Source organism: Microbacterium pumilum, from assembly GCF_039530225.1.
GTDB classification, from domain to species: Bacteria; Actinomycetota; Actinomycetes; order Actinomycetales; family Microbacteriaceae; genus Microbacterium; species Microbacterium pumilum.
The window spans coordinates 1,665,212-1,686,210 of the sequence record NZ_BAAAOH010000001.1 but is presented as its reverse complement, the minus strand read 5'-3'; the positions used below and the strand labels follow the sequence as shown (position 1 = coordinate 1,686,210).

Here is a 20,999-nt window from a genome sequence, read left to right as displayed (position 1 = left end):
TCTCCTGTGTCGGAATTCTGCTTGTTTGCCGGCTGCTGAGCTTGCCGAAGTATCAGATCTCGTCGATCGACGAGGACTCGAAGCGGCTGGAGATGTTGATGCCGAGCTCTTCCGCAGCGCGGAAGGCGTCGTCGTCGGTGTCGCGGAGGTTCACAGGCGTGCCGTCGGCCGAGAGGACCTCGACGTTCAGGCACAGCGACTGCATCTCCTTCATGAGCACCTTGAAGGACTCGGGGATGCCGGGCTCCTGGATGTTCTCGCCCTTGACGATGGCCTCGTACACCTTGACGCGGCCGAGGATGTCGTCGGACTTGATCGTGAGGAGCTCCTGCAGCGCATATGCGGCGCCGTAGGCCTCGAGGGCCCACACCTCCATCTCACCGAAGCGCTGTCCACCGAACTGCGCCTTACCACCCAGCGGCTGCTGCGTGATCATCGAGTAAGGACCCGTGGAGCGTGCGTGGATCTTGTCGTCGACGAGGTGGTGCAGCTTCAGGATGTACATGTAGCCGACCGACACGGGTGCCGGGAACGGCTCGCCGGAGCGACCGTCGAACAGCAGCGTCTTTCCACTGGAGCCGATGAGCCGATCGCCGTCGCGGGTGAGCGTCGTCGAGTCGAGCAGACCCGCGATCTCCTCCTCGAAGGCGCCGTCGAACACCGGGGTGGCGACCTTGGTGCCGGCCTCCGCCTGACGGGCCTCGTCGGGCAGGCGCGCAGCCCACTTCGGGTTGCCCTCGACCTTCCAGCCCTGCTTGGCGATCCATCCGAGGTGAAGCTCCAGCACCTGGCCGAAGTTCATTCGGCCGGGGATGCCGAGCGGGTTCAGGATGACGTCGACCGGCGTGCCGTCCGCGAGGAACGGCATGTCCTCGATCGGGAGGATCTTGGCGATGACACCCTTGTTGCCGTGGCGGCCGGCGAGCTTGTCGCCCTCGGTGATCTTGCGCTTCTGGGCGATGTAGACCACGACGCGGCGGTTGACACCCGAGCCGAGCTCGTCGTCGCCGTCCTCGGCGTTGAACTCCTTGACGGCGATGATCGTGCCCTGCTCGCCGTGGGGAACCTTCAGCGACGTGTCGCGGACCTCGCGGCTCTTCTCGTTGAAGATCGCGCGGAGCAGGCGCTCCTCGGCCGAAAGCTCGGTCTCGCCCTTCGGCGTGACCTTGCCCACGAGGATGTCGCCCGGGCGGACCTCGGCGCCGATGCGGATGATGCCGCGCTCGTCCAGGTCCTTGAGCAGGTCGGGGCTCACGTTCGGGAGATCGCGGGTGATCTCCTCCTTGCCGAGCTTCGTGTCACGGGCATCCACCTCGTACTCCTCGATGTGGATCGAGGATAGGGTGTCGTCCTTCACGAGGTTCTGGCTGAGGATGATCGCGTCTTCGAAGTTGTGGCCCTCCCACGTCATGAACGCGACGAGGAGGTTCTTGCCGAGCGCGAGCTCGCCGTTCTCCGTCGCCGGTCCGTCCGCGATGACCTCGCCGACCTCGATCCGCTCGCCCTCGCTGACCACGACGCGCTGGTTGTAGCTCGTGCCCTGGTTGGAGCGGTCGAACTTGCGCAGGAAGTAGTCCTGCGTGCCGCCCTCGTCGAGCTGGACCGTCACGTAGTCGGCCGAGACCTGGGTGACGACACCGGCCTTCTCAGCGGTGACGACGTCACCGGCATCGATGGCCGCGAAGCCCTCCATGCCCGTGCCGACGACCGGCGACTCGCTGCGCAGCAGCGGGACGGCCTGACGCTGCATGTTGGCACCCATGAGGGCACGGTTCGCATCGTCGTGCTCGAGGAAGGGGATCAGGGATGTCGCGACCGAGACCATCTGGCGCGGCGAGACGTCCATGTAGCCGATCTCGTCGGCGTGGAAGAGGTCGACCTCGCCGCCCTTCTTGCGGGCGAGGACGCGGTCCTCGGTGAAGTGACCGTCGGCCTTGAGGGGCGCGTTGGCCTGGGCGACGATGAAGTCGTCCTCTTCGCTCGCGGTGAGGTAGTCGATCTGCTCGGTGACCTGACCCTTGACGACCTTGCGGTACGGCGTCTCGATGAAGCCGAACGCGTTGATGCGCGCGAACGACGCGAGCGAGCCGATCAGGCCGATGTTCGGGCCTTCCGGGGTCTCGATGGGGCACATGCGGCCATAGTGCGACGGGTGGACGTCGCGGACCTCGACGCCGGCACGCTCACGCGACAGACCACCGGGACCGAGCGCCGAGAGACGGCGCTTGTGGGTCAGACCCGCGAGCGGGTTGTTCTGGTCCATGAACTGCGACAGCTGCGACGTTCCGAAGAACTCCTTGATCGCGGCGACGACGGGGCGCACGTTGATCAGGGTCTGCGGCGTGATCGCCTCGATGTCCTGCGTGGTCATGCGCTCGCGGACGACGCGCTCCATACGCGACAGACCGGTGCGGACCTGGTTCTGGATCAGCTCGCCGACCGCGCGGATGCGACGGTTGCCGAAGTTGTCGATGTCATCGATGTCGAGGCGGATCTCGGCCGTCTTGCCGGCGCGGAGGCCCTCGAACGTCGTGTCGCCGCGGTGCAGGCGGACCAGGTACTTGATCGTCGCGACGATGTCGTCGACGGTCAGCACGGAGTCCGACAGCGGTCCGGCGAGACCGAGCTTCTGGTTGATCTTGTACCGGCCGACCTTCGCGAGGTCGTAGCGCTTCGGGTTGAAGTAGAAGTTGTCCAGCAGCGCGCGGGCAGCCTCGGCGGCGACCTGCTCGCCCGGACGGAGCTTGCGGTAGATGTCGCGGAGCGCATCCTCCTTGGAGAGGATCGTGTCCTTCGACAGCGTCTCTTCGATCGAGTCGAAGCCGGCGAACTCGGCGAGGATGTCCTCGCTCGTGAGGCCGAGGGCCTTGAGGAACACGGTGACCGACTGCTTGCGCTTGCGGTCGATGCGAACGCCGACCTGGTCGCGCTTGTCGATCTCGAACTCGAGCCACGCGCCGCGGCTCGGGATGATGCGTGCCGAGACGATGTCCTTGTCGCTGGTCTTGTCGGCCGTGCGGTCGAAGTAGACGCCGGGCGAGCGGACGAGCTGCGAGACGACGACACGCTCGGTGCCGTTGATGATGAACGTGCCCTTGCCGGTCTGGAGCGGGAAGTCGCCCATGAAGACCGTCTGGGTCTTGATCTCACCGGTCTGGTGGTTCATGAACTCGGCTTCGACGTACAGCGGGGCGGCGTAGGTCTTGCCGCGCTCCTTGCACTCCTCGATCGAGTACTTCTCGGGCTCGAGATACGGGTTCGTGAACGAGAGCTGCATCGTCTCGCTCAGGTCCTCGATCGGCGAGATCTCCTCGAAGATCTCCTCGAGGCCGCTGATCTCGGGCACATCCGTGCGTCCGACCTTCTTCGCGTCTGCGACGCGCTGCTTCCAGCCGTCGTTGCCGACGAGCCAGTCGAAGGACTCCGTCTGAAGCGCCAGCAGGTCAGGGACCGTCAGCGTGTCGGAGATCTTGGCGAACGAGAGGCGGGAAGCTCCGCGGCCGTTCTTAGGGGTGGTGGTGGTTGCGTTGCGCGCAGCAGCCAAGGGGATTACCTCCGTGGGCCCGGGGCGGGGCTCGATTCCTTGTCGTCAGGGTGGAGTGCTCGTTGTTCCCCGAAACCTGGCGCCACACTCCGCTTCGCACGCACGGCGAAGAAGCGGGGGCACGCAGGCACAGCCGACCACCATATGAGGGCAGGGGGAATCCAAGAGCGCAACTACCTACTATACGGCGGATGTCGCGGTATGTCCAGTCGGATTCTTGACGAGTTGCGAATGCTGCGGTATAACCGCGACCGCAACCGGATTTCCGCCTCTGATCGTAGACGCATCACGGTGCATGGGTTCATGATGTTGCACATGACTGGGGTGCACCCCATGATCCGCACGCCCGACCAGCGGATCAGGGTGTTCGTGAGTTCGACCCTGCACGAACTCGCGGACGAGAGACGTGCGGCGCGCGCCGCCATCGAGCGGATGCGGCTCGCCCCGGTGATGTTCGAGCTCGGCGCCCGCCCGCATCCCCCACGGGAGCTCTACCGCTCGTACCTCGAGCAGAGCGACGTGTTCGTCGGCATCTACTGGGAGAGCTACGGCTGGGTCGCCCCCGACGAGGACGTCTCGGGGCTCGAAGACGAATACAACCTCGCGCCCTCATCGATGCCGAAGCTCATCTACATCAAGGCGAGCGAGCACCGCGATGAGCGACTCAAGACCCTCATCGCTCGCATCCAGGCGGACGATCACGCGGCGTACCTGCCGTTCAGCACGTCCGACGAGCTGCAGGATCGGATCGCGGACGATCTCGCGACCCTGCTGGCGGAGCGGTTCGACGCTTCGCAGCAGGATGCCGCGGACGATGCCGACGCCGTGCCCGCCGCCGCACTCCCCGGCCGGGTTCCCGTCCCGTACACCCTCACGATCGGCCGCGAGGAGGATGTCCGTCGCGTGCGCGATCTGCTCGCCGCGGGCGCCGACCGCCTCGTGAGCCTCGTGGGCCCGGGCGGGATCGGCAAGAGCCGCCTCGCGATCGAGGTCGCCCGGGCGAGCGCCGACCTGTTCCGTGACGGCGTGCATTTCGTGCTGCTCGAGGGCGTGCTGGAGCCGGGTCTGCTGCTGCCCACCATCGCCTACTCGCTCGGAGTGCGCGACGCCGGCGATGTCGATCTCGAGGACCGGATCGCCCGCGCCCTCGACGGAAAGCGGGTGCTGATCGTCCTCGACAACTTCGAGCAGATCGTGGATGCCGCACCCGTCCTCGTCAGGCTCTACACCGCCGCACCCCTCGCCACCTTCCTCGTCACCAGTCGCGTCGTGCTCCGCATCCGCGGCGAGCAGGTGTACGAACTGGAGGGTCTGTCGACTCCCGCCGAGACTGAGCCGGCGACGGTGCACCGAGCCTTGCGCTCATCGGCCGTGGCGCTGTTCGTCGACCGGGCTCAGGCGGTGCGACCCGACTTCGAGCTCACCGAGCGCAACGCCGCAGACATCGTGAGCATCTGCCGCCGGCTTGAAGGGCTCCCGCTCGCGATCGAGCTCGCCGCTGCGAAATCGCGGGCGCTCAATCCCGCGGCGATCGACCAGCGCCTGCAGCAGAGTCTGCCCCTGCTGACCGCTGCGTCGCGTGACCTGCCGGAGCGCCACCGCACGATGCGCGCCGCGATCGACTGGAGCGTAGGGCTGCTCCCCGATGTGCGGCGCGACATGCTCGAGGACCTCGGCGTGTTCGCGACGCGGTTCTCGCTCGACGCCGTCGAAGCGGTCAGCGCCGGCCGCACGTGGGAGGGGCAGGTACTCGACGCCCTCGCCGACCTCGTCGACGCGTCGCTCGTCAAGCAGACCGATCTGGGCGGCAGGTCGACGTTCTCGCTACTCGCGATCGTCCGCGAGTACGCCGTCGGGCGCCTGGAAGCGCGCGGCGAGGCCGATGCCATGCGCCGGGCGCACGCGGACTTCTACGCCGACCTGGTGAGCCGGACAGCGCCGAACCTGCGCGGCCCGCTGCAGCCCGAGGCCGTCCGGCTGCTCGGGCTCGAGCTTTCGAACCTCCGCGCGGCGGTGCGCCACCTGGTCCACACCGACCGGCTCGACGACGCCGGCGACTACGCCTGGAACCTCATCGTGTACTGGTGGATCTCGGGGTTCTTCAGCGAGGTGCGACTGTGGATGCTCGAACTGCTCGAGAAGCAGCATCCGATCTCGACCCGCACCCGCGCCATCGCGGTCTTCTTCACGATGTGGGGCGAGATGTGGCGGCGCCCGTCGGACCAGGTCATCGATGGTCTCGGCGAAGCCTCGCGTCTGTTCACCGAGAGCGGCGACGAGGATGCGGCGGCCATGGCCCTCGCCGCGCGGGGCAGCACGCGGATGCGGTTCCCCGATCTCGACATGGCGGCGGCAGAGGCCGACCTGCAGGCGGCCCGCGGAGCGCTGAACCGTCTCGGCGACTGGTGGGCGGAGGCGCTGGCCGACGTCGCCCTCGGACTTCTGGCGATGGCACGGGGGGCGTTCCCTGAGTCGCTCGCGCACTTCGAGCGGGCCTCGGCCATCGGCGTCGCGGAGGACGACACGTTCACCCGCGTCGTGGCCGGGAACAACCTCGCCCGCCTGCACCTGCTCGGCGGAGACGTCGGTGCGGCCGCATCCGAATACCGCACCACGATGCAGCTGTCGGCCGTGCTGCACTACGACGAGGGCGCGCAGTACGCACTCGAAGGACTGAGCGCGATCGCCGCGATGCAGGGGGACGCGTGGCGCGCGGGCGCGCTCGCGGGCGTCGCAACCTCGGTCCGGCAACGGGTCGGCGTGTTCGACGTCGATGGGTTCGCGGCGAACGCTCAGCCGCTCGCGGCGCTCCGCGAATCGAGCCCCGAGGCTGTCGCCGCCGGTGAGCGCGCAGGCGCCGAGATGAGCATCGCCGAGGCATACGCCGTGGCACTGCCCGATGCCGACGTGTCTGCCCAGCAGGCGCTGGCGCCGTGGTGATCCGCCCCGGCGACACCCGCCGCGGACAGGTGCGTCGCGCGGGAGGGCTTTCATTGCCATGATGTCCCCATGAGCGGGGTTCAGCACCCCGTGATCCGCACGCCCGATCAGCGGATCCGGGTGTTCGTGAGCTCGACACTGCGCGAGCTCGCGGACGAGCGACGTGCGGCGCGCGCCGCCATCGAGCGGATGCGGCTGGCCCCCGTCATGTTCGAGCTCGGCGCCCGCCCGCATCCACCGCGCGAGCTGTACCGCTCGTATCTCGACCAGAGCGACGTGTTCGTCGGCATCTACTGGGAGAGCTACGGCTGGGTCGCTCCCGACGAGGACGTCTCGGGGCTCGAAGACGAATACAACCTCGCGCCTCCATCGATGCCGAAGCTCATCTACATCAAGGCGAGCGACCACCGCGACGAACGACTCAAAGTGCTGCTGGACCGGATTCGCGACGACGATATGGCGGCCTACTTCACCTTCCAGACCGCGGAGGAGCTGCACGACCGCCTCGGCGACGACCTGGCCACGATGTTCGCGGAACGCTTCGACCAGTCGCGTGTCCGCCTCGATGCCGAGCCCGACGAGCCGACGGCGACACCCGCATCCCGCCTGCCGGAGCCCGGCACCACGACGATCGGTCGCGAGCGGGACATCGCCGCCGTGCGGAGTCTGCTCGAGCGGGGCGTCGATCGTGTGGTCACGCTGGTCGGCCCGGGCGGGATCGGAAAGAGCAGGCTGGCGATCGAAGCGGGCCGCGCGTCGGCGGACCTCTTTCCCGACGGCGCCTACTTCGTGGCCCTCGAGGCCGTGCTCGACCCCGACCTGCTGCTGCCGACGATCGCCGCCGCGCTGGGCATCCGCGAGAGCGGCGAGTCAGCCCTCCTGGAGCGCCTGTCCGGCGCACTCGGAGACCGGCGCGTGCTCATCGTGCTCGACAACTTCGAGCAGATCGTCGACGCGGCGCCCGCGCTGGTGCGAGTGTTCTCGGTCGCGCCGAACGCTCGCTTCCTCGTGACGAGCCGGATCGTGCTGCGGATCCGAGGTGAGCGCGTCTATGAGGTCGAGCCGCTCACGACGCCTCCCGGCGACCTTCCCGCGAGCCTCAATCGCGCCACGCGATCATCCGCAGTCGCGCTCTTCGTAAGCCGGGCGCGGGCAGTCAAACAGGGCTTCGACGTCACCCCCGCCAACGCCGCGGATGTCGCCGACATCTGCCGGCGCCTCGAGGGCCTCCCGCTCGCGATCGAGCTCGCGGCGGCAAGGATCCGGCTGCTGACCCCCGCCGGCATCGCCGAGCGGCTGGAGAAGAGCCTGCCGATGCTCACTGCCACCGCCCGCGACGTGCCCGAGCGGCATCGCACGATGCGCGCGACGATCGACTGGAGCGTGAGTCTGCTCCCCGACATCGAGCGCGACCTGCTCGAGGGTCTGGGGGTCTTCGCCACTCGCTTCAGCCTCGAGGCGGTGGAGGCCATCGGCGTGGGGCGATCGTGGGACGGGCAGGCGCTCGAGGCGCTCAGCTCGCTCGTCGACGGCTCACTCGTCAGGCAATCCGAGGTCGCGGGCAACGTATCGTTCTCACTGCTCGCGGTGGTGCGGGAGTACGTGATCGAGCGGCTCAAAGCCCGGGGCGACGCCGATCGCATGCGCACGGCGCACGCGGACTACTTCGCAGAGTTCGTGAAGGGCCTCGCTCCCCAGCTGCGCGGGCGCGGACAGACCGATGCCGTGATGGCGCTCGAACTCGAGCTTCCGAACATCCGTGCCGCAGTGCGGCACCTCATCTACACCGACCGGCTCGACGATGCCGCCGACGCCGCATGGAGCCTGCTCATCTACTGGTGGCTCTCTGGTTCGTTCGCCGAAGTGCGGCTGTGGATGCTGGAGCTGCTCGGCAAGGAGCAGCCCATCACCGCGCGCACCCGGGCCGCCGCAACGTTCTTCGTGCTCTGGGGCGAGCTGTGGCAGCATCCGTCGCCTCACATGGTGGAGGGTCTGGGAGAGTGCGTGCGGCTGTTCACCGAGAGCGGGGATGCCGAGGCCGCGGCGATGGCGTCGGCGGGACGCGCGACCGCCCGCATGCAGTTCCCCGATCCCGACATCGCGGCCGCGGTGGCGGAGCTGAACGGCGCGGTGGCGACTCTGCACGATCACGGCAACACGTGGGGCGAGGCCATCGCCGAGGTATCCCTCGGCCGCCTCGCCTGGGCGACGGCCCGGATAGACGAGGCGCTCGCGCATTTCGATCGCGCCACCGAGATCGCCCAGGCCGGCGAAGACCTCTTCACGGTCGTTGTCGCCGGCGTCCTGCGGTCACGGCTGAACTTCCTCCGCGGCGAGGTCGCCGACGCCGAAGACGAGTTCGCCGAACTGCTGCGCCTCTCGACGCGGCTGCATTACGAGGAGGGGATCGCGTACGGACTCGAGGGCATGTGCGCCGTCGCCGCCATCCGCGGCGAGTCCTGGCGTGCCGGTGCGCTCTCGGTGGCGGCTGGGGCGATCCGCCAGCGGATCGGGGTGTTCGACGTCGAGGCGTTCATGGTGCACCCGATGCCGCTCGCCGCTCTTCGAGAGCGCGATCCGGAGGGCCTCGCTGCCGGCGAGAGGGCGGGCGCCGACCTCGACATCGCAGAGGCGGTCGCCATCGCGCTGCCCGAGGACGATCAAGCGCACCCACCGGGGCAGCCGGACGAGACGTGAGGGCAGTTGGACCGGTGGCGCCGGGGGCTCAGAGGGAGGACGCTATCGCCGTGGGGCCAGGCATGACGGGCAGGGAAGCAACGGTGATCCGGACGCCGGACCAGCGACTCCGGGTGTTCGTGAGCTCGACGCTGCGCGAGCTCGCCGACGAACGGCGCGCGGTGCGCACGGCCATCGAGCGACTCCGCCTCGCACCGGTCATGTTCGAACTCGGCGCCCGCCCCCACCCGCCCCGCGCACTCTACCGGGCATACCTCGCGCAGTCCGACGTGTTCGTCGGCATCTACGCCGAGAGCTACGGCTGGGTCGCTCCCGGCGAGGAGGTCTCCGGTCTCGAGGACGAGTACAACCTGGCGCCGGCCTCGATGCCGAAGCTCATCTACATCAAGGCGAGCGAGCACCGCGATGAGCGGCTGCTCGACCTGATCGAGCGCATCCGCTCCGATGACACCGCCGCCTACCTGCCGTTCGAGACGGCGGCGGGCCTCGAAGAGCAGGTCGCCGGAGATCTCGCGACGCTCCTCGCCGAGCGCTTCGACGAGACGCGAAGGACGGACTCCGCTGAGTCGCCCGCGTCCGCGGCATCGCCCCCGCAGCGCATCCCGGTGCCGTATACCGCGACGATCGGACGCGAGGACGATGTCGCGCGCGTCCGATCCATCCTCGAGCGCGACCAGACCCGGATCGTGAGCCTCATCGGCCCCGGCGGGGTGGGAAAAAGCCGTCTCGCGATAGAGACGACCCGCGCCACGAAGGATCTGTTCCCCGACGGGATGTATTTCGTGCTTCTGGAGGGCGTGCTCGAGCCGGGCCTTCTCGTGCCGACGATCGCGTACACGCTCGGCATCCGCGACAACGGAGAAGCCGCTCTCGAAGGGCGCATCGCGCATGCCCTCGCGGGGCGCCGCGTGCTCGTCGTGCTCGACAACTTCGAGCAGATCGTCGAATCGGCGCCCGTCCTGGTGCGCCTGTCCACCGCGGCGCCGCTCGCAAAGTTCCTCGTCACGAGCCGGGTCGTGCTGCGGATCCGCGGCGAGCAGGTCTACGACGTCGTGAGTCTGCCGACCCCCGATGCCACCGCGTCACCGAGTCTGGACCGCACCCTGCGGTCGTCGGCGTGCATGCTGTTCGTCGATCGCGCCAGCGCGGTGAAGCCCGGCTTCACCATCAACGAAGAGAACGCCGCCGACATCGCGGACATCTGCCGGCGGCTCGAGGGACTGCCGCTCGCGATCGAGCTCGCCGCGGCCAAAGTGCGCCTGCTGAACCCGCGCGGAATCGCCGACCGTCTCGAGCAGACCCTGCCGCTGCTGACGGCGGCCGCGCGCGACCTGCCCGAGCGGCATCGGACGATCCGGGCGGCGATCGACTGGAGCGTGAGCCTGCTCCCCGACATCCATCGCGATCTGCTCGACGACCTGGGCGTCTTCGCGACCCGCTTCACCCTCGAGGCGGTCGAAGCCGTCGGGGTCGGCAGATCGTGGGACGGCACAGGGCTCGAGAGCCTCGCCGCCCTCGTCGATGCCTCGCTGGTCAAGCAGGCCGAGATCGACGGCAGGTCGGTGTTCTCGCTGCTCGCGATCGTGCGCGAGTACGCGATCGGACGGCTTCGGGCCCGCGGCGACGCCGACGTCGTCCGCGCCGCGCATGCGGACTACTATCGCGGCTTCGTGGCGCGCGTCGCGCCCGGGTTGAGAGGGGCCGGCCAGGCGGATGCCGTCGCCCAGCTGGGTCTCGAGCTGCCGAACCTGCGGGCCGCGGTGCGGCACCTCGTTTACACCGACCGGCTCGATGACGCGGGCGACTTCGCCTGGAGCCTGCTGATCTACTGGTGGATCGCCGGGTTCTTCGCCGAGGTGCGGGTGTGGATGCTCGAGCTGCTCGGCAAGGAGCGCCCGATCACGCAGCACACCAGGGCGGTCGCCTGGTTCTTCGCGCTGTGGGGCGAGATGTGGCAGCGCCCGTCGGACGGGGTGGTCGCCGGGATCGGCGAGTGCGTCCGACTGTTCGCCGAGAGCGGCGACGAGGATGCCTCGACGATGGCCCTGGCGGCGCGGGCGACGGCACGCCTGACCCTGCCGATGCCCGATGTGAAGACGGCGGACCTCGAGCTCACCGAGGCCGTGCAACGACTGCACGCGCTCGGCAACACGTGGGCGGAGGGCATCACCGAGGTCTCTCGTGGGCGCCTCGCGTGGCTGGTCGGCCAGCCCGACGAGGCGCTGGCCCGCTTCAACCGCGCGACCGAGATCGCAGAGGCGAGCGGCGACCTGTTCACCCTGTCGGTCGCCGGCAACCATCAAGCCCGGCTGCTGCTGCTTCGCGGTGAGGTGGATGCCGCCGAGGACGGCTGCATCCGGACGCTCCTCGTCTCGATCCGGCTGCACCACGAGGAGGGCATCGCGTACGGACTCGAGGGACTCTGCGCCGTCGCAGCCGCACGCGGCGAGGGCGCACGCGCCGGCACACTGTCGGCGGTGGCCGCCGCCATCCGTCATCGCATCGGCGTGTTCGACGCGGAGGCCTTCCGCGTCCACACGCCGCAGCTCGACGCGATCCGTGCCGTCGCTCCGGATTCCGTCGCCGCCGGCGAACGCCGCGGTGCCGAGCTGACGGTCGCCGAAGCGGTGGCGCTCGCGCTTCCGGAAGCCGAAGCCGCCGCCGTGCAGCAGTCCCTGACCGAGTGGTGAGGGCCGGATGAGCGCGCTGCCGGGGCCAGGGATCCGCACCCCGGATCAGCGGTTGCGCGTCTTCGTGAGTTCGACCCTGCGCGAGCTCGCCGACGAGCGGCGGGCAGCCCGCGCTGCGATCGAGCGCATCCACCTCGCCCCCGTGATGTTCGAGCTGGGCGCCCGCCCCCACCCTCCCCGCGCGCTCTATCGCTCCTACCTCGCGCAGTCCGACGTCTTCGTGGGCATCTACGCCGAGAGCTACGGATGGGTCGCTCCCGACGAAGAGGTCTCGGGGCTCGAGGACGAGTACAACCTGGCGCCGGCGACGATGCCCAAGCTCATCTACATCAAGAGCACCGAGCGTCGTGATGAGCGCCTCACCGAGCTGATCGCGCGCATCCGCTCCGACGACACCGCGGCATACCTGCCGTTCGAGACGTCCGGACAGCTCGAGGAGCAGCTCGTCGGCGATCTCGCGACGCTGCTCGCCGAGCGGTTCGATGCCGCGAGCGCGACGCCGCCTGCGGCTCCGCAGACTGAGCCCGCCCACGCTGCCCGCGTTCCCGCGGCCTACTCACGGATCATCGGCCGTGACCGCGAGGTGGCAGAGGTGGTGGAGCTCGTCAGCAGCGGACGCGACCGGGTGGTCACGCTCCTCGGCCCCGGAGGGATCGGCAAGAGCCGCCTGGCGATCGAGACGGCGGCGGCCGCCGGGTCGCGGTTCCCCGACGGCACCGCCTTCATCGCCCTCGAGAACGTCCTCGAGCCCGACCTGGTGCTGCCGACGATCGCCTACGGTCTCGGCATCCGGGACTCGAGCGAGCGCCCCCTCGAGGAGAGACTGGCGCTCGCGCTGCACGGCCGGCGCGTGCTCATCATCCTCGACAACTTCGAGCAGTTGGTGGATGCCGCACCCGAGATCGTCCGGCTCTACGACCTTGCTCCCGATGCCGTCTTCCTCGTCACGAGTCGGATCGTGCTGCGGATCCGCGGCGAGCGCGTGTACGAGGTGCCGCCGCTCTCGGCGATGGACTCCGCCGCCCCCGACTCGGTCACGAGGGCCGCCGGCTCGCCGGCCGTGGAGCTGTTCGTCGAACGAGCCCGCGCGGTGAAGCCGGACTTCTCGCTCACCCAGCTCAACACACCTGCCGTCGTCGCGATCTGCCAAGCGCTGGACGGCCTGCCGCTCGCGATCGAGCTCGCGGCGGCGCGGATGCGCCTGCTGACCCCGGCCGCGGTGCTCCAGCGGCTCGACACCCGACTGCGCCTGCTCGTCGATTCGAGCCGCGACGTCCCGCAGCGGCAGCGAACGCTCCGCGCGACGATCGAGTGGTCCACGGGACTCCTCGCCGAAGACGAGCGGCGACTGCTGTGGGATCTCGGCGTCTTCTCGGCGGGCTTCACTTTCGAGGCGCTCGAGTCGATCGGCGCCGGACGTCCGTGGGAACCGCGGATGATCGAGGGCCTCGAGGCACTGGTCGACGGTTCGCTCGTGTCGCAGTCCGACGTGAGCGGCGAGCCGGTCTTCGGCATGCTCGCGACCGTGCGGGAGTACGCCGTCGAGCAGTTGGGCGAGCTCGGCGAGGAACGCGTCATGCGAGACGCTCACGCCGCATACATCGACGCGCTGACCCGACGCGTCGCCCCTGAACTCGGCGGTCCGTCGCAACGCGAGGCCGCCGGCCGACTCGACCTCGAGCGCGGCAACCTCCGCACCGCGGTGCGCCATCTCGCCGACATCGGAAACGCGGATCTCGCGACCGACATCGCCTGGCGCCTGTACCTCTACTGGTGGTTACGGGGGCTCTTCTACGAGGTGCGCCGCTGGATGGACGAACTCATGGAGCGCGTGCCCGACGCGTCCGACCACGCACGAGCCGTCGCAGAGTTCTATCACCTGTGGTCCGAGATGTGGACCACGAACGAAGGCGCACAGGTGATCGCCGCCTTCGACGAGACGGCAGACCTGTTCGCGGCGAGCGGCGACGACCTCGGCGTGACCATGGCTCAGGCGACGCGTGGACTCGCGCAGGTGACGCTCGGACAGCCCGACGACGACACTCTCCCGCTGCTCGAGAAGAGTGCGGAGAGCTTCCACCGCGAGGGGCTGCGCTGGGGCGAGACGCTCGCGCACATCGCGCTCGGTCGCGTCGCGTGGTCGCGTTCGCAGACGGATGAGGCGAACCGGCAGTTCGGCGCGGCTCTCGCGGCGGCCGAGGCGGGTGGCGATCCGTTCACGCAGACCGTCGCGCGGCACCACCTGGCGCGCGTGCGCCTGCTCTCCGGAGACATGGAGACCGCCGCCCGAGGATTCTCCGAGGCGATGCGCGTGTCTCTCAGCCTCGATCACGAAGAGGGCATCGCGTACGCCATCGAGGGGCTGTGCGCCGTCGCCGCGTCACGAGGAGACGCGGAGGTCGCCGCCACGCTCGCCGGGGCGGCGGAGACGACCAGGCAGCGGATCACGATGTACGACGCCCCGCAGTTCGTCTATCACACCCGGTTTCTGGACGCCGCGACGACGGCCGCGAACATCGACGACGTCCGCCGCGCGACGGAACGCGGTCGCGAGATGTCGGCGGCCGAGGCGGCCGAGTTCGCCTTCGCGCACGTGGCCGTCAGCCACGGCTGAACCGCGATCGACCCGGGGGTGGGGGAGCGACATCCGCTCAGCGCGCGTGCCGGAACCGGATGCGGGTGCCCGGCCGGGCCTGGGCGAGCAGGTCGAGCGCGGCATCCGTCACCACGGCGATGACGGGGTAGCCGCCCGTCACCGGTCCGTCGGCGAGCAGGATCGTAGGCCTTCCGGTCGGCGGCACCTGGATCGCCCCCGGCACCATGCCCTCGCTCGGCAGTTCGCCCGGGGCCATCCGCTCCAGCGCCGGGCCGTCCAGTCGCACGCCGATGCGGTCGGCGTCGTTCGAGACCGTCCACAGCGTCTCGAACAGCGTCCGGTGCGCGGAGGCCGTGAACCAGTCGCCTCTCGGACCGGGAGCGAGATCGACCTCGAGCTCGTCGTCGTGCGGCGCCCCCCACGGTGCGATGCCGGCGACCGGTATCGGTGCGACGGCGTCACCCGCGATGGGAAGGACATCGCCCGCGGTGAGCGCGACGGGTCCGAGTCCGGCGAGTCGATCGGTCGCTCGCGAGCCCAGCACCACGCGGCCGTCGAATCCGCCGCGAACGGCGAGGTAGACGCGGGCGCCATGCGAGACCCAGTCGACGTGGAGCTCCTCTCCGGCTCCCCATCGGTGGGCCTCGTACGGGTCGACCTCTCGGCCTGCCAGCAGGATCCTCCCCCACGCGCCGGTCACCGCGAACCACTGGTCCGTCGCCGGGATCGCGCGGAGGCCGCCCATCGTCACCTCGATCGCCGCGGCTCCCTCGCGGTTGCCGAGCAGGCGGTTGGCGGTGCGCAGGGCGGAGCGATCCAGCGCCCCCGAGGATGAGACACCGAGGGATGCCGCGCCCGGCCGGCCGAGATCCTGCAGCGTCGCGAGCAGCCCGGGCTCGACGATGCGGACACCTGACGGGTCCGGCCCGAGCGCCGGCTGCGGCTCGGTCGCCGGCTGCGGCTTCGGCTGCCGGCGCGGCTCCGGCTCCGGCCCCGGCCCTGGCTCCATCGGGTCGGCGGGTGCACGAATGGGGTCGGGCACGCGCCGGAAGCGCACGCTCGCCCCGGGGACCAGCAGCGCCGGGGATGCGGCATCCGGGTCGAAAAGCCGTGCCCGGGTCGTCCCGATCAGCCGCCACCCGCCGGGTGTCTCGCGCGGGTAGGCGCCGGTGAAGCCCGCCGCGAGACCGACGGCACCCGGCGGCACCCGTGTGCGCGGCGATGCGAGCCGCGGCACATCGAACGGCCAGTCGGGGCTCACGAGATACGCGAATCCGGGCGCGAAGCCGGTGAAGGCCACCGTCCAGCGGGCGCTCGCGTGCCGATCGGCCACTTCCGCCGCCGACAGGCCGAGCATGTCCGCCGTCTCGGCCAGATCAGGACCGTCGTACGCGATGTCGAGCACGACCTCATCCGAAGCCACACGCGCTTCGGGTGACGCCTGAGCGGCCGCGGTCTGCACCCAGGCCCGGGCGTCCGCGAGCGACAGCTCCCGAGGGTCGATGCGCACCAGCACCGTGCGCGCGGCGGGCACGATGTCGACCACGCCGTTCCGCAGCGAGGCGCCGAGCTGCGCGTGCAGCGCCAGCACGTGGTCGAGCGAGTCGACCTCGACGAGGATCGCACTGTCGCCCATCGGCAGCACGCGCGCCCTCACCACGGCGGGCGCACCTCGATCGCCGCGGCGTCCAGGGCCGCACGGACGGCGCGAGCCATGGCCACCGCGGCGGCCGAGTCTCCGTGCAGGCACAGCGAGGCCGCATCCGCATCGACGAGCGACCCGTCGACCGCTTCGACCACTCCGTCGCGGGCGAGGCGCACGGCGCGAGCCGCGACCACGGCCGGATCGTGGAGGAGGGCACCCGGATCGCCCCGGGGCACGAGGGATCCGTCGGCGAGGTACCCGCGATCGAGGAACGCCTCACGCACGAACGGCAGCCCGGCAGTGGCGGCGGCGGACGTGATGGCGCCCTCGAGACCGAGCACGGGAACCGGACGCACAATCACCTCGGCGATCGCCGCCACGACGACGCGGGCGGTGTCGGCATCGCGACGGACGACGTGGTAGAGCGCACCGTGCGGCTTGACGTACCGGATGTCGGCGCCCGCGTCGGCGAGGGCGCGCAGCTGCGCTTCGAGGCTCCGTCGCAATTCGCTGGAGTCCCCGGTCCATTCCCGACGCCCGAAGTTCGCTGCATCCGGGAACGACGGATGCGCCCCCACCGCCACCCCGAACCGGGCGGCGCGGGCGACGGCCTCGCGCATCGAAGCGGCATCCCCGGCGTGGCCCCCGCAGGCGATGCTGGCGCTGGAGATGACCGCGAACATCGCCTCGTCGTCGGCGGTGGGCACGCCGTCGACCGTCTCGCCGAGGTCGGCGTTGAGATCGATGGCGACCATGCCCCCACGCTAGCCCGGCCGCCTCGTCCCGCCCACTCACCCCATCCCACCGGTTACGGACGCGACACGCCGTGTGGCCCCGAGCGGGCTCGGCGTGTCGCGTCCGTAACCGCGGTGGGGTGGGCGGGGAAGTCGGGCGATACGGTTGAGGCATGGCCCGAGCGCGCAACGACGAGCCCTCGCCGTCGGTGCGGCTGTCCGACGGAACCTTCGCCCAGGTGACGCCCTCGGCCTTCGGCGGCGGGTGGGAGCTCGTCGTCGACGGCACGCCGCAGTCCCACGTCGACCTCGACGATCCCACCCACCTGCACTTCGAATACGTCGCGCGCATGGGTGCGGTGATCGACCAGCTGCGGATGCCGGGGCAGCCGCTGACCGCGGTGCACCTGGGTGCCGGCGCTCTCACGATCCCTCGCTACGTCGAGGCGACCCGCCCTGGGTCGCGCCAGCAGGTGATCGAGCTCGAGCCCGCGCTCGTGGACCTCGTCCGCGAGCGGCTGCCGCTCCCTCGCGGCGGATCCCTCCGCGTGCGGATCGGCGATGCGCGCGAGGGGCTCGGCCGGCTGCCCGGCGGGCTCGTCGGCAACGTGGATCTGCTCGTGTCGGACGTGTACTCGGGGGCGCAGACTCCGGCGCACCTGACCACGGTGGAGTTCTACACCGCGGCGGCGCGCCTCCTCGCCCCGGAGGGCGTGATCCTGGTCAATGTCGCCGACGGCGCGGGCCTCGCGTTCGCGCGTCGCCAGGTCGCCACGGTGCGCGCTGTGCTCGAGCACGTCATCGTGCTCGCCGAGGTGCAGACGCTCAAGGGGCGGCGGTTCGGCAACCTCGTGATCGCGGCGTCCCCCTCACCGCTCCCCACCGCATGGCTGCCGCGGCTGATGGCGGCGGGGCCGCATCCGGCCAAAGTCGCCCAGGGCGCCGAGATCGACGAGTTCGCCCGCAGCGCCCGGATCGCGACGGATGCGGATGCCACCCCGTCGCCCAAGCCCGCGGCATCCGTCTTCGACCGCTGACCCGCACGCCCTTCGACACGCTGAGGGACACACGCGCTCGCGGCACAGCCACGCGCGCACGCAGACAGGTTCGCGATATCGCGTGCATTCCCGACACGGGCAGTCGATAACCCGGCGTGCCCCGCCTCGACGACGACGCGCCCGATGCACACTTGAAAGGCGATCCGACGGGCGGCGCCGAAGGGAGTCCTTGATGAGCTACATACGCGGGTACGACCCCGAGACGTTGCGGGAGAAGGTCGATCCCCGACAGTGCAAGGAGCGCCTCGATGAGATCGGCGAGCAGCGCAGTCTTCCCGCACTGCTCGAGCGCGTGTGGCTCTTGAAGGTGCTGGGCCGACCCGACGACGCGCTCGTGCTCTCGGAGCAGTCGGTCCGGCTCGCGCGCATGGCCGGCACCCGGAAGGACCTCCTCCGGGCGCGCATCCTGCATGCGTCGGTGCAGCAGGTTCGCGGCGCGTTCGCTGCGGCCGAGCAGGAGCTGACGATGTGCGCCGACGAGGCCGAGGGCCAGGAGTGGGCGGGAATCGCGGCGTTCGCCTACCAGCACCGTGGCAAGGTGCACTTCGACGCCGGAGACTTCGACGACGCCCGCCGTGACTTCAAGCGCGCCCTCTTCCTGCGCCAGGAATCCGGGACACCGGACGAACAGCTCGAACCGACGCTGCTCGCGATCGACGCCGTCGATCGGCGCCGTGCGGCATCCGTCGCCAGCTGACTGTCGTAGGTACGTTCTAACTTCCCTTCATGACCGAATTGCATCGCGTGCGCCATTGGGCGGAGGCGCTCATCACCACTCACCTCGACGACTCGTGGTCGTTCGGGTTCGACAACGCGAAGCGCCGCGCGGGCCTCTGCGACTACACGCGCAAGCGGATCAGCGTCTCGCGGTACCTCACGGCGCGATACGACGACGACACGAATCACCAGACCCTGCTGCACGAGGTCGCGCATGCCCTTGCCGGTCCGGCTGCGGGCCACGGAGCGCGCTGGAAGGCCGTGGCACGCGAGCTGGGCTATGTCGGCGGAACGACGCATCGCGGCGAGACGGCCACCGAGCTCGCCCCGTGGATCGGGACGTGTCCCGCGGGACACGTCGCGTACCGGCATCGGCGCGTGACCCGGCCGACGTCATGCGCGAAATGCGCTCCCCGTTTCGATGAGCGGTTCGTGTTCTCGTGGCGACGGCGTGACATCACACCCGCGACGCGGCTGGCCGCCATGACTCCGCGCTAGCGGTTTCCAAGGGCGCCCACCGCGCTAGCCGCGTCCGAGGACACCCACCCCGCGCGCGACATCAGAGCGCGCGGAAGACCCCGTCCCGCAGCACCGGCACGGCGATCGAGGCGTCGATCTCCGCGGCATTCAGCACCTCGTCGCGAAGACCCCGCTCGATGAGCTCACGACCCGACCCGCTCGCGGTGAGCAGGTGGCGCACTGCGCGGCGGAGTCCGTGGAAGCCCTCGCCCGCCATCGCAGCCTCGGGCGACGTGTGGTCGATGCCGAGAGCGCCGAGCGCATCGATGACGGCGCCTGCGCCAAGCTGATCTTCGACGGCGGCTCGCACCGCGCCATCGGCCGACCGCTCCCCCGCCGCCACGACGGCGATGCTCGTCCGCCTGGCCCGCCGCTCCTGCTCCGCGAGGATCGCCGCCGCGACCGCTCCCGCGTTCCGAAGGCACCCGAGCAGGACGAGGGCATCGGATGCGGCAGCCGCGACCGCGACCGGGGCGCCGTTGATCGACACGGCGTGTGCACCGGCGTCGAGGGCAACCGCCTCGCCGCGGGAGGCCGCATCCGTCACCGTCGTCGAGAACCGGAGCACGTCGACCACGACGACGACGTCGCTCGGCGCCAGTCTGGCGAGTCCCTCGAGGCCGCATTCCAGGCGAACCTGGTAGGTGGACTGGTCGAACGGATGCTGCTGTCCGGGCATCCGTCCAGCGTACGACGGAGCGGCGCGGCCGACCGGTGAGCGCGTCCCGGTGCGACCGGCCCGCGAGCCTGCTCCGGATCTGGTGCGACACTGGAGCATGCGCATCCTGCTCAAGCTCGTCATCGACTGCGACGCGGATGCCGCGTGGCGGGCCGTGCACTCGCCGCGCGCGGTCGCAGAACTGTACGGTCCACTGCTCGACATGGCTCCGCTCGACCCCGGCGGGCTCCCCACTGCGTGGTCCGCGGGTGACGACATCCCGGTGCAGCTGAGTGCCGTCGGCAAGGTGCCGATGGGCCGGCAGCTGATCCACGCGAGCGAACGGTTCGCCGATGAGCCCGCCGGCCGTGTGCGGATCTTCCGCGACAGCGGCATCCCGCTCACCGGACCGCTCTCGAGCCTCGACGTGTGGGACCACCAGATGGCGATCTCGCCGGCGCCCGGCGACCCGTCGCGCACGCTCTGGCGCGATCGGCTCGTGATCGGCGGATCGACCGCGCCCGCGCTGTGGCCGTTGCTCTGGACGGTCTGGCAGTGGCGCGCCGCGCGCATCCGCGCCGTCGCTCCGTCGTGGGCATACGATCCCGAGCCGGCGGCGGCGGCGTAATTCCATGCCCGAGGTCGTCGTCCGCCGGGCGGTGCCGGCCGACGCGTCGGGCATCGGTCGCGTGCGCGTCGAGGCATGGCGCGAGGCGTACACCGGCCGGATGCCGCAGTCCATCCTGGACGGCATGGATGTCGAGCAAGCCACGGAGTTCTGGCGGTCCGTGATCGCCGGCGACCCGCCGTACGATGAGGGCGAAACCTGGGTGGCCGAGGTCGACGGCGCGATAGGCGGGTTCGCATCGAGCGGGCCGTCGGCCGACGAAGGCGCTGTGGCAGGGCGGCCCCACCTGTACGCGCTCTACGTCCTCGCCGAGCACTACGGCTCCGGTGCCGGACAGATGCTGCTGGATGCCGCGATCGGCACGGCCGCGGCAACCCTCTGGATCTTGGAGGACAACCCGCGAGCACGGGCGTTCTACGTCCGCAACGGCTTCCGCCCCGACGGCATCGTGAAGGACGACGACCAATGGGGCGACCCGGTGCGCGAAGTGCGAATGGTGCGGCCGGAGCAGCCGGAGCTGTCGGGCTCGGGCAGCCCCGACTGAGCACCGCGATCGGCCGCTCCCGTGTGCCG

13 protein-coding genes are annotated in these 20,999 nt (G+C 70.2%); 9 read left to right on the top strand and 4 right to left on the bottom strand.

Features of this window, described 5'->3' with window-relative positions:
• Positions 1-52: 52 nt before the first annotated feature.
• Entirely contained in the window at positions 53-3,544 is a 3,492-nt protein-coding gene (rpoB, locus tag ABD188_RS07430; RefSeq protein ID WP_344060030.1) for a DNA-directed RNA polymerase subunit beta, read from the bottom strand.
• 315 nt (positions 3,545-3,859) lie between these two features.
• Here rpoB and ABD188_RS07425 point away from each other — a divergent pair, with 315 nt between their 5' ends.
• The 4 genes from ABD188_RS07425 (at position 3,860) to ABD188_RS07410 (ending at position 14,485) form a co-directional block, all read left to right on the top strand.
• Positions 3,860-6,484, top strand: coding sequence for a DUF4062 domain-containing protein (locus tag ABD188_RS07425; RefSeq protein WP_344060029.1), 2,625 nt, complete (start codon positions 3,860-3,862; stop codon positions 6,482-6,484).
• Between the two features lie 69 nt (positions 6,485-6,553).
• Positions 6,554-9,181 carry a DUF4062 domain-containing protein gene (locus ABD188_RS07420; RefSeq protein WP_344060027.1) on the top strand — a complete coding sequence of 876 codons (2,628 nt, stop codon included), beginning with the start codon at positions 6,554-6,556 and terminating at the stop codon, positions 9,179-9,181.
• Positions 9,182-9,264: 83 nt separating this feature from the next.
• Positions 9,265-11,871, top strand: a complete 2,607-nt coding sequence (locus ABD188_RS07415; protein ID WP_344060025.1) for an ATP-binding protein — start codon at positions 9,265-9,267, stop codon at positions 11,869-11,871.
• A gap of 7 nt (positions 11,872-11,878) precedes the next feature.
• Positions 11,879-14,485, top strand: coding sequence for a DUF4062 domain-containing protein (locus ABD188_RS07410; protein WP_344060023.1), 2,607 nt, complete (start codon positions 11,879-11,881; stop codon positions 14,483-14,485).
• A 37-nt stretch (positions 14,486-14,522) separates the two neighbouring features.
• Here ABD188_RS07410 and ABD188_RS07405 read toward each other — a convergent pair whose 3' ends face one another.
• Together ABD188_RS07405 and ABD188_RS07400 are read right to left on the bottom strand one after the other, a co-directional pair.
• The gene (locus ABD188_RS07405) at positions 14,523-16,127 is read right to left on the bottom strand and encodes a 5-oxoprolinase subunit B/C family protein (RefSeq protein WP_344060021.1); all 1,605 of its coding nucleotides are present in this window, start codon (positions 16,125-16,127) and stop codon (positions 14,523-14,525) included.
• On the bottom strand, positions 16,121-16,867 hold the full coding sequence (locus ABD188_RS07400) for a 5-oxoprolinase subunit PxpA (RefSeq protein WP_344060020.1): 747 nt from the start codon (positions 16,865-16,867) through the stop codon (positions 16,121-16,123). The genes ABD188_RS07405 and ABD188_RS07400 overlap by 7 nt, the downstream gene beginning before the upstream one ends.
• A 152-nt stretch (positions 16,868-17,019) precedes the next feature.
• Between ABD188_RS07400 and ABD188_RS07395 the strand changes: the two genes are divergently transcribed.
• The 3 genes from ABD188_RS07395 to ABD188_RS07385 all read left to right on the top strand — a co-directional run bounded on the left by ABD188_RS07395 (position 17,020) and on the right by ABD188_RS07385 (position 19,119).
• Entirely contained in the window at positions 17,020-17,883 is an 864-nt protein-coding gene (locus ABD188_RS07395; RefSeq protein WP_344060018.1) for a spermidine synthase, read from the top strand.
• Positions 17,884-18,076: 193 nt separating this feature from the next.
• Positions 18,077-18,601, top strand: coding sequence for a tetratricopeptide repeat protein (locus ABD188_RS07390; protein ID WP_344060016.1), 525 nt, complete (start codon positions 18,077-18,079; stop codon positions 18,599-18,601).
• Between the two features lie 29 nt (positions 18,602-18,630).
• A complete protein-coding gene (locus ABD188_RS07385; protein ID WP_344060014.1) occupies positions 18,631-19,119 on the top strand; it encodes a SprT-like domain-containing protein in 489 nt (162 codons plus the stop codon).
• Positions 19,120-19,180: 61 nt separating this feature from the next.
• On the opposite strand, the gene ABD188_RS07380 is transcribed toward ABD188_RS07385, so the two are convergent.
• A complete protein-coding gene (locus ABD188_RS07380) occupies positions 19,181-19,819 on the bottom strand; it encodes a 2-phosphosulfolactate phosphatase (protein WP_344060012.1) in 639 nt (212 codons plus the stop codon).
• 97 nt (positions 19,820-19,916) lie between these two features.
• Between ABD188_RS07380 and ABD188_RS07375 the strand changes: the two genes are divergently transcribed.
• Together ABD188_RS07375 and ABD188_RS07370 are read left to right on the top strand one after the other, a co-directional pair.
• Complete coding sequence (locus tag ABD188_RS07375) at positions 19,917-20,426, top strand: hypothetical protein (protein WP_344060010.1); 510 nt, start codon at positions 19,917-19,919, stop codon at positions 20,424-20,426.
• A 4-nt stretch (positions 20,427-20,430) separates the two neighbouring features.
• Positions 20,431-20,970, top strand: a complete 540-nt coding sequence (locus tag ABD188_RS07370; protein WP_344060008.1) for a GNAT family N-acetyltransferase — start codon at positions 20,431-20,433, stop codon at positions 20,968-20,970.
• Positions 20,971-20,999 lie beyond the last annotated feature (29 nt).

Coding starts and splice junctions, on each gene's coding strand:
- ABD188_RS07425 (WP_344060029.1), top strand. CDS start 3,860: ATGACTGGGGTGCACCCCATGATCCGCACGCCCGACCAGCGGATCAGG.
- ABD188_RS07420 (WP_344060027.1), top strand. CDS start 6,554: ATGAGCGGGGTTCAGCACCCCGTGATCCGCACGCCCGATCAGCGGATC.
- ABD188_RS07410 (WP_344060023.1), top strand. CDS start 11,879: ATGAGCGCGCTGCCGGGGCCAGGGATCCGCACCCCGGATCAGCGGTTG.
- ABD188_RS07400 (WP_344060020.1), bottom strand. CDS start 16,867: ATGGTCGCCATCGATCTCAACGCCGACCTCGGCGAGACGGTCGACGGC.
- ABD188_RS07395 (WP_344060018.1), top strand. CDS start 17,020: ATGGCCCGAGCGCGCAACGACGAGCCCTCGCCGTCGGTGCGGCTGTCC.
- ABD188_RS07390 (WP_344060016.1), top strand. CDS start 18,077: ATGAGCTACATACGCGGGTACGACCCCGAGACGTTGCGGGAGAAGGTC.
- ABD188_RS07385 (WP_344060014.1), top strand. CDS start 18,631: ATGACCGAATTGCATCGCGTGCGCCATTGGGCGGAGGCGCTCATCACC.
- ABD188_RS07380 (WP_344060012.1), bottom strand. CDS start 19,819: ATGCCCGGACAGCAGCATCCGTTCGACCAGTCCACCTACCAGGTTCGC.
- ABD188_RS07375 (WP_344060010.1), top strand. CDS start 19,917: ATGCGCATCCTGCTCAAGCTCGTCATCGACTGCGACGCGGATGCCGCG.
- ABD188_RS07370 (WP_344060008.1), top strand. CDS start 20,431: ATGCCCGAGGTCGTCGTCCGCCGGGCGGTGCCGGCCGACGCGTCGGGC.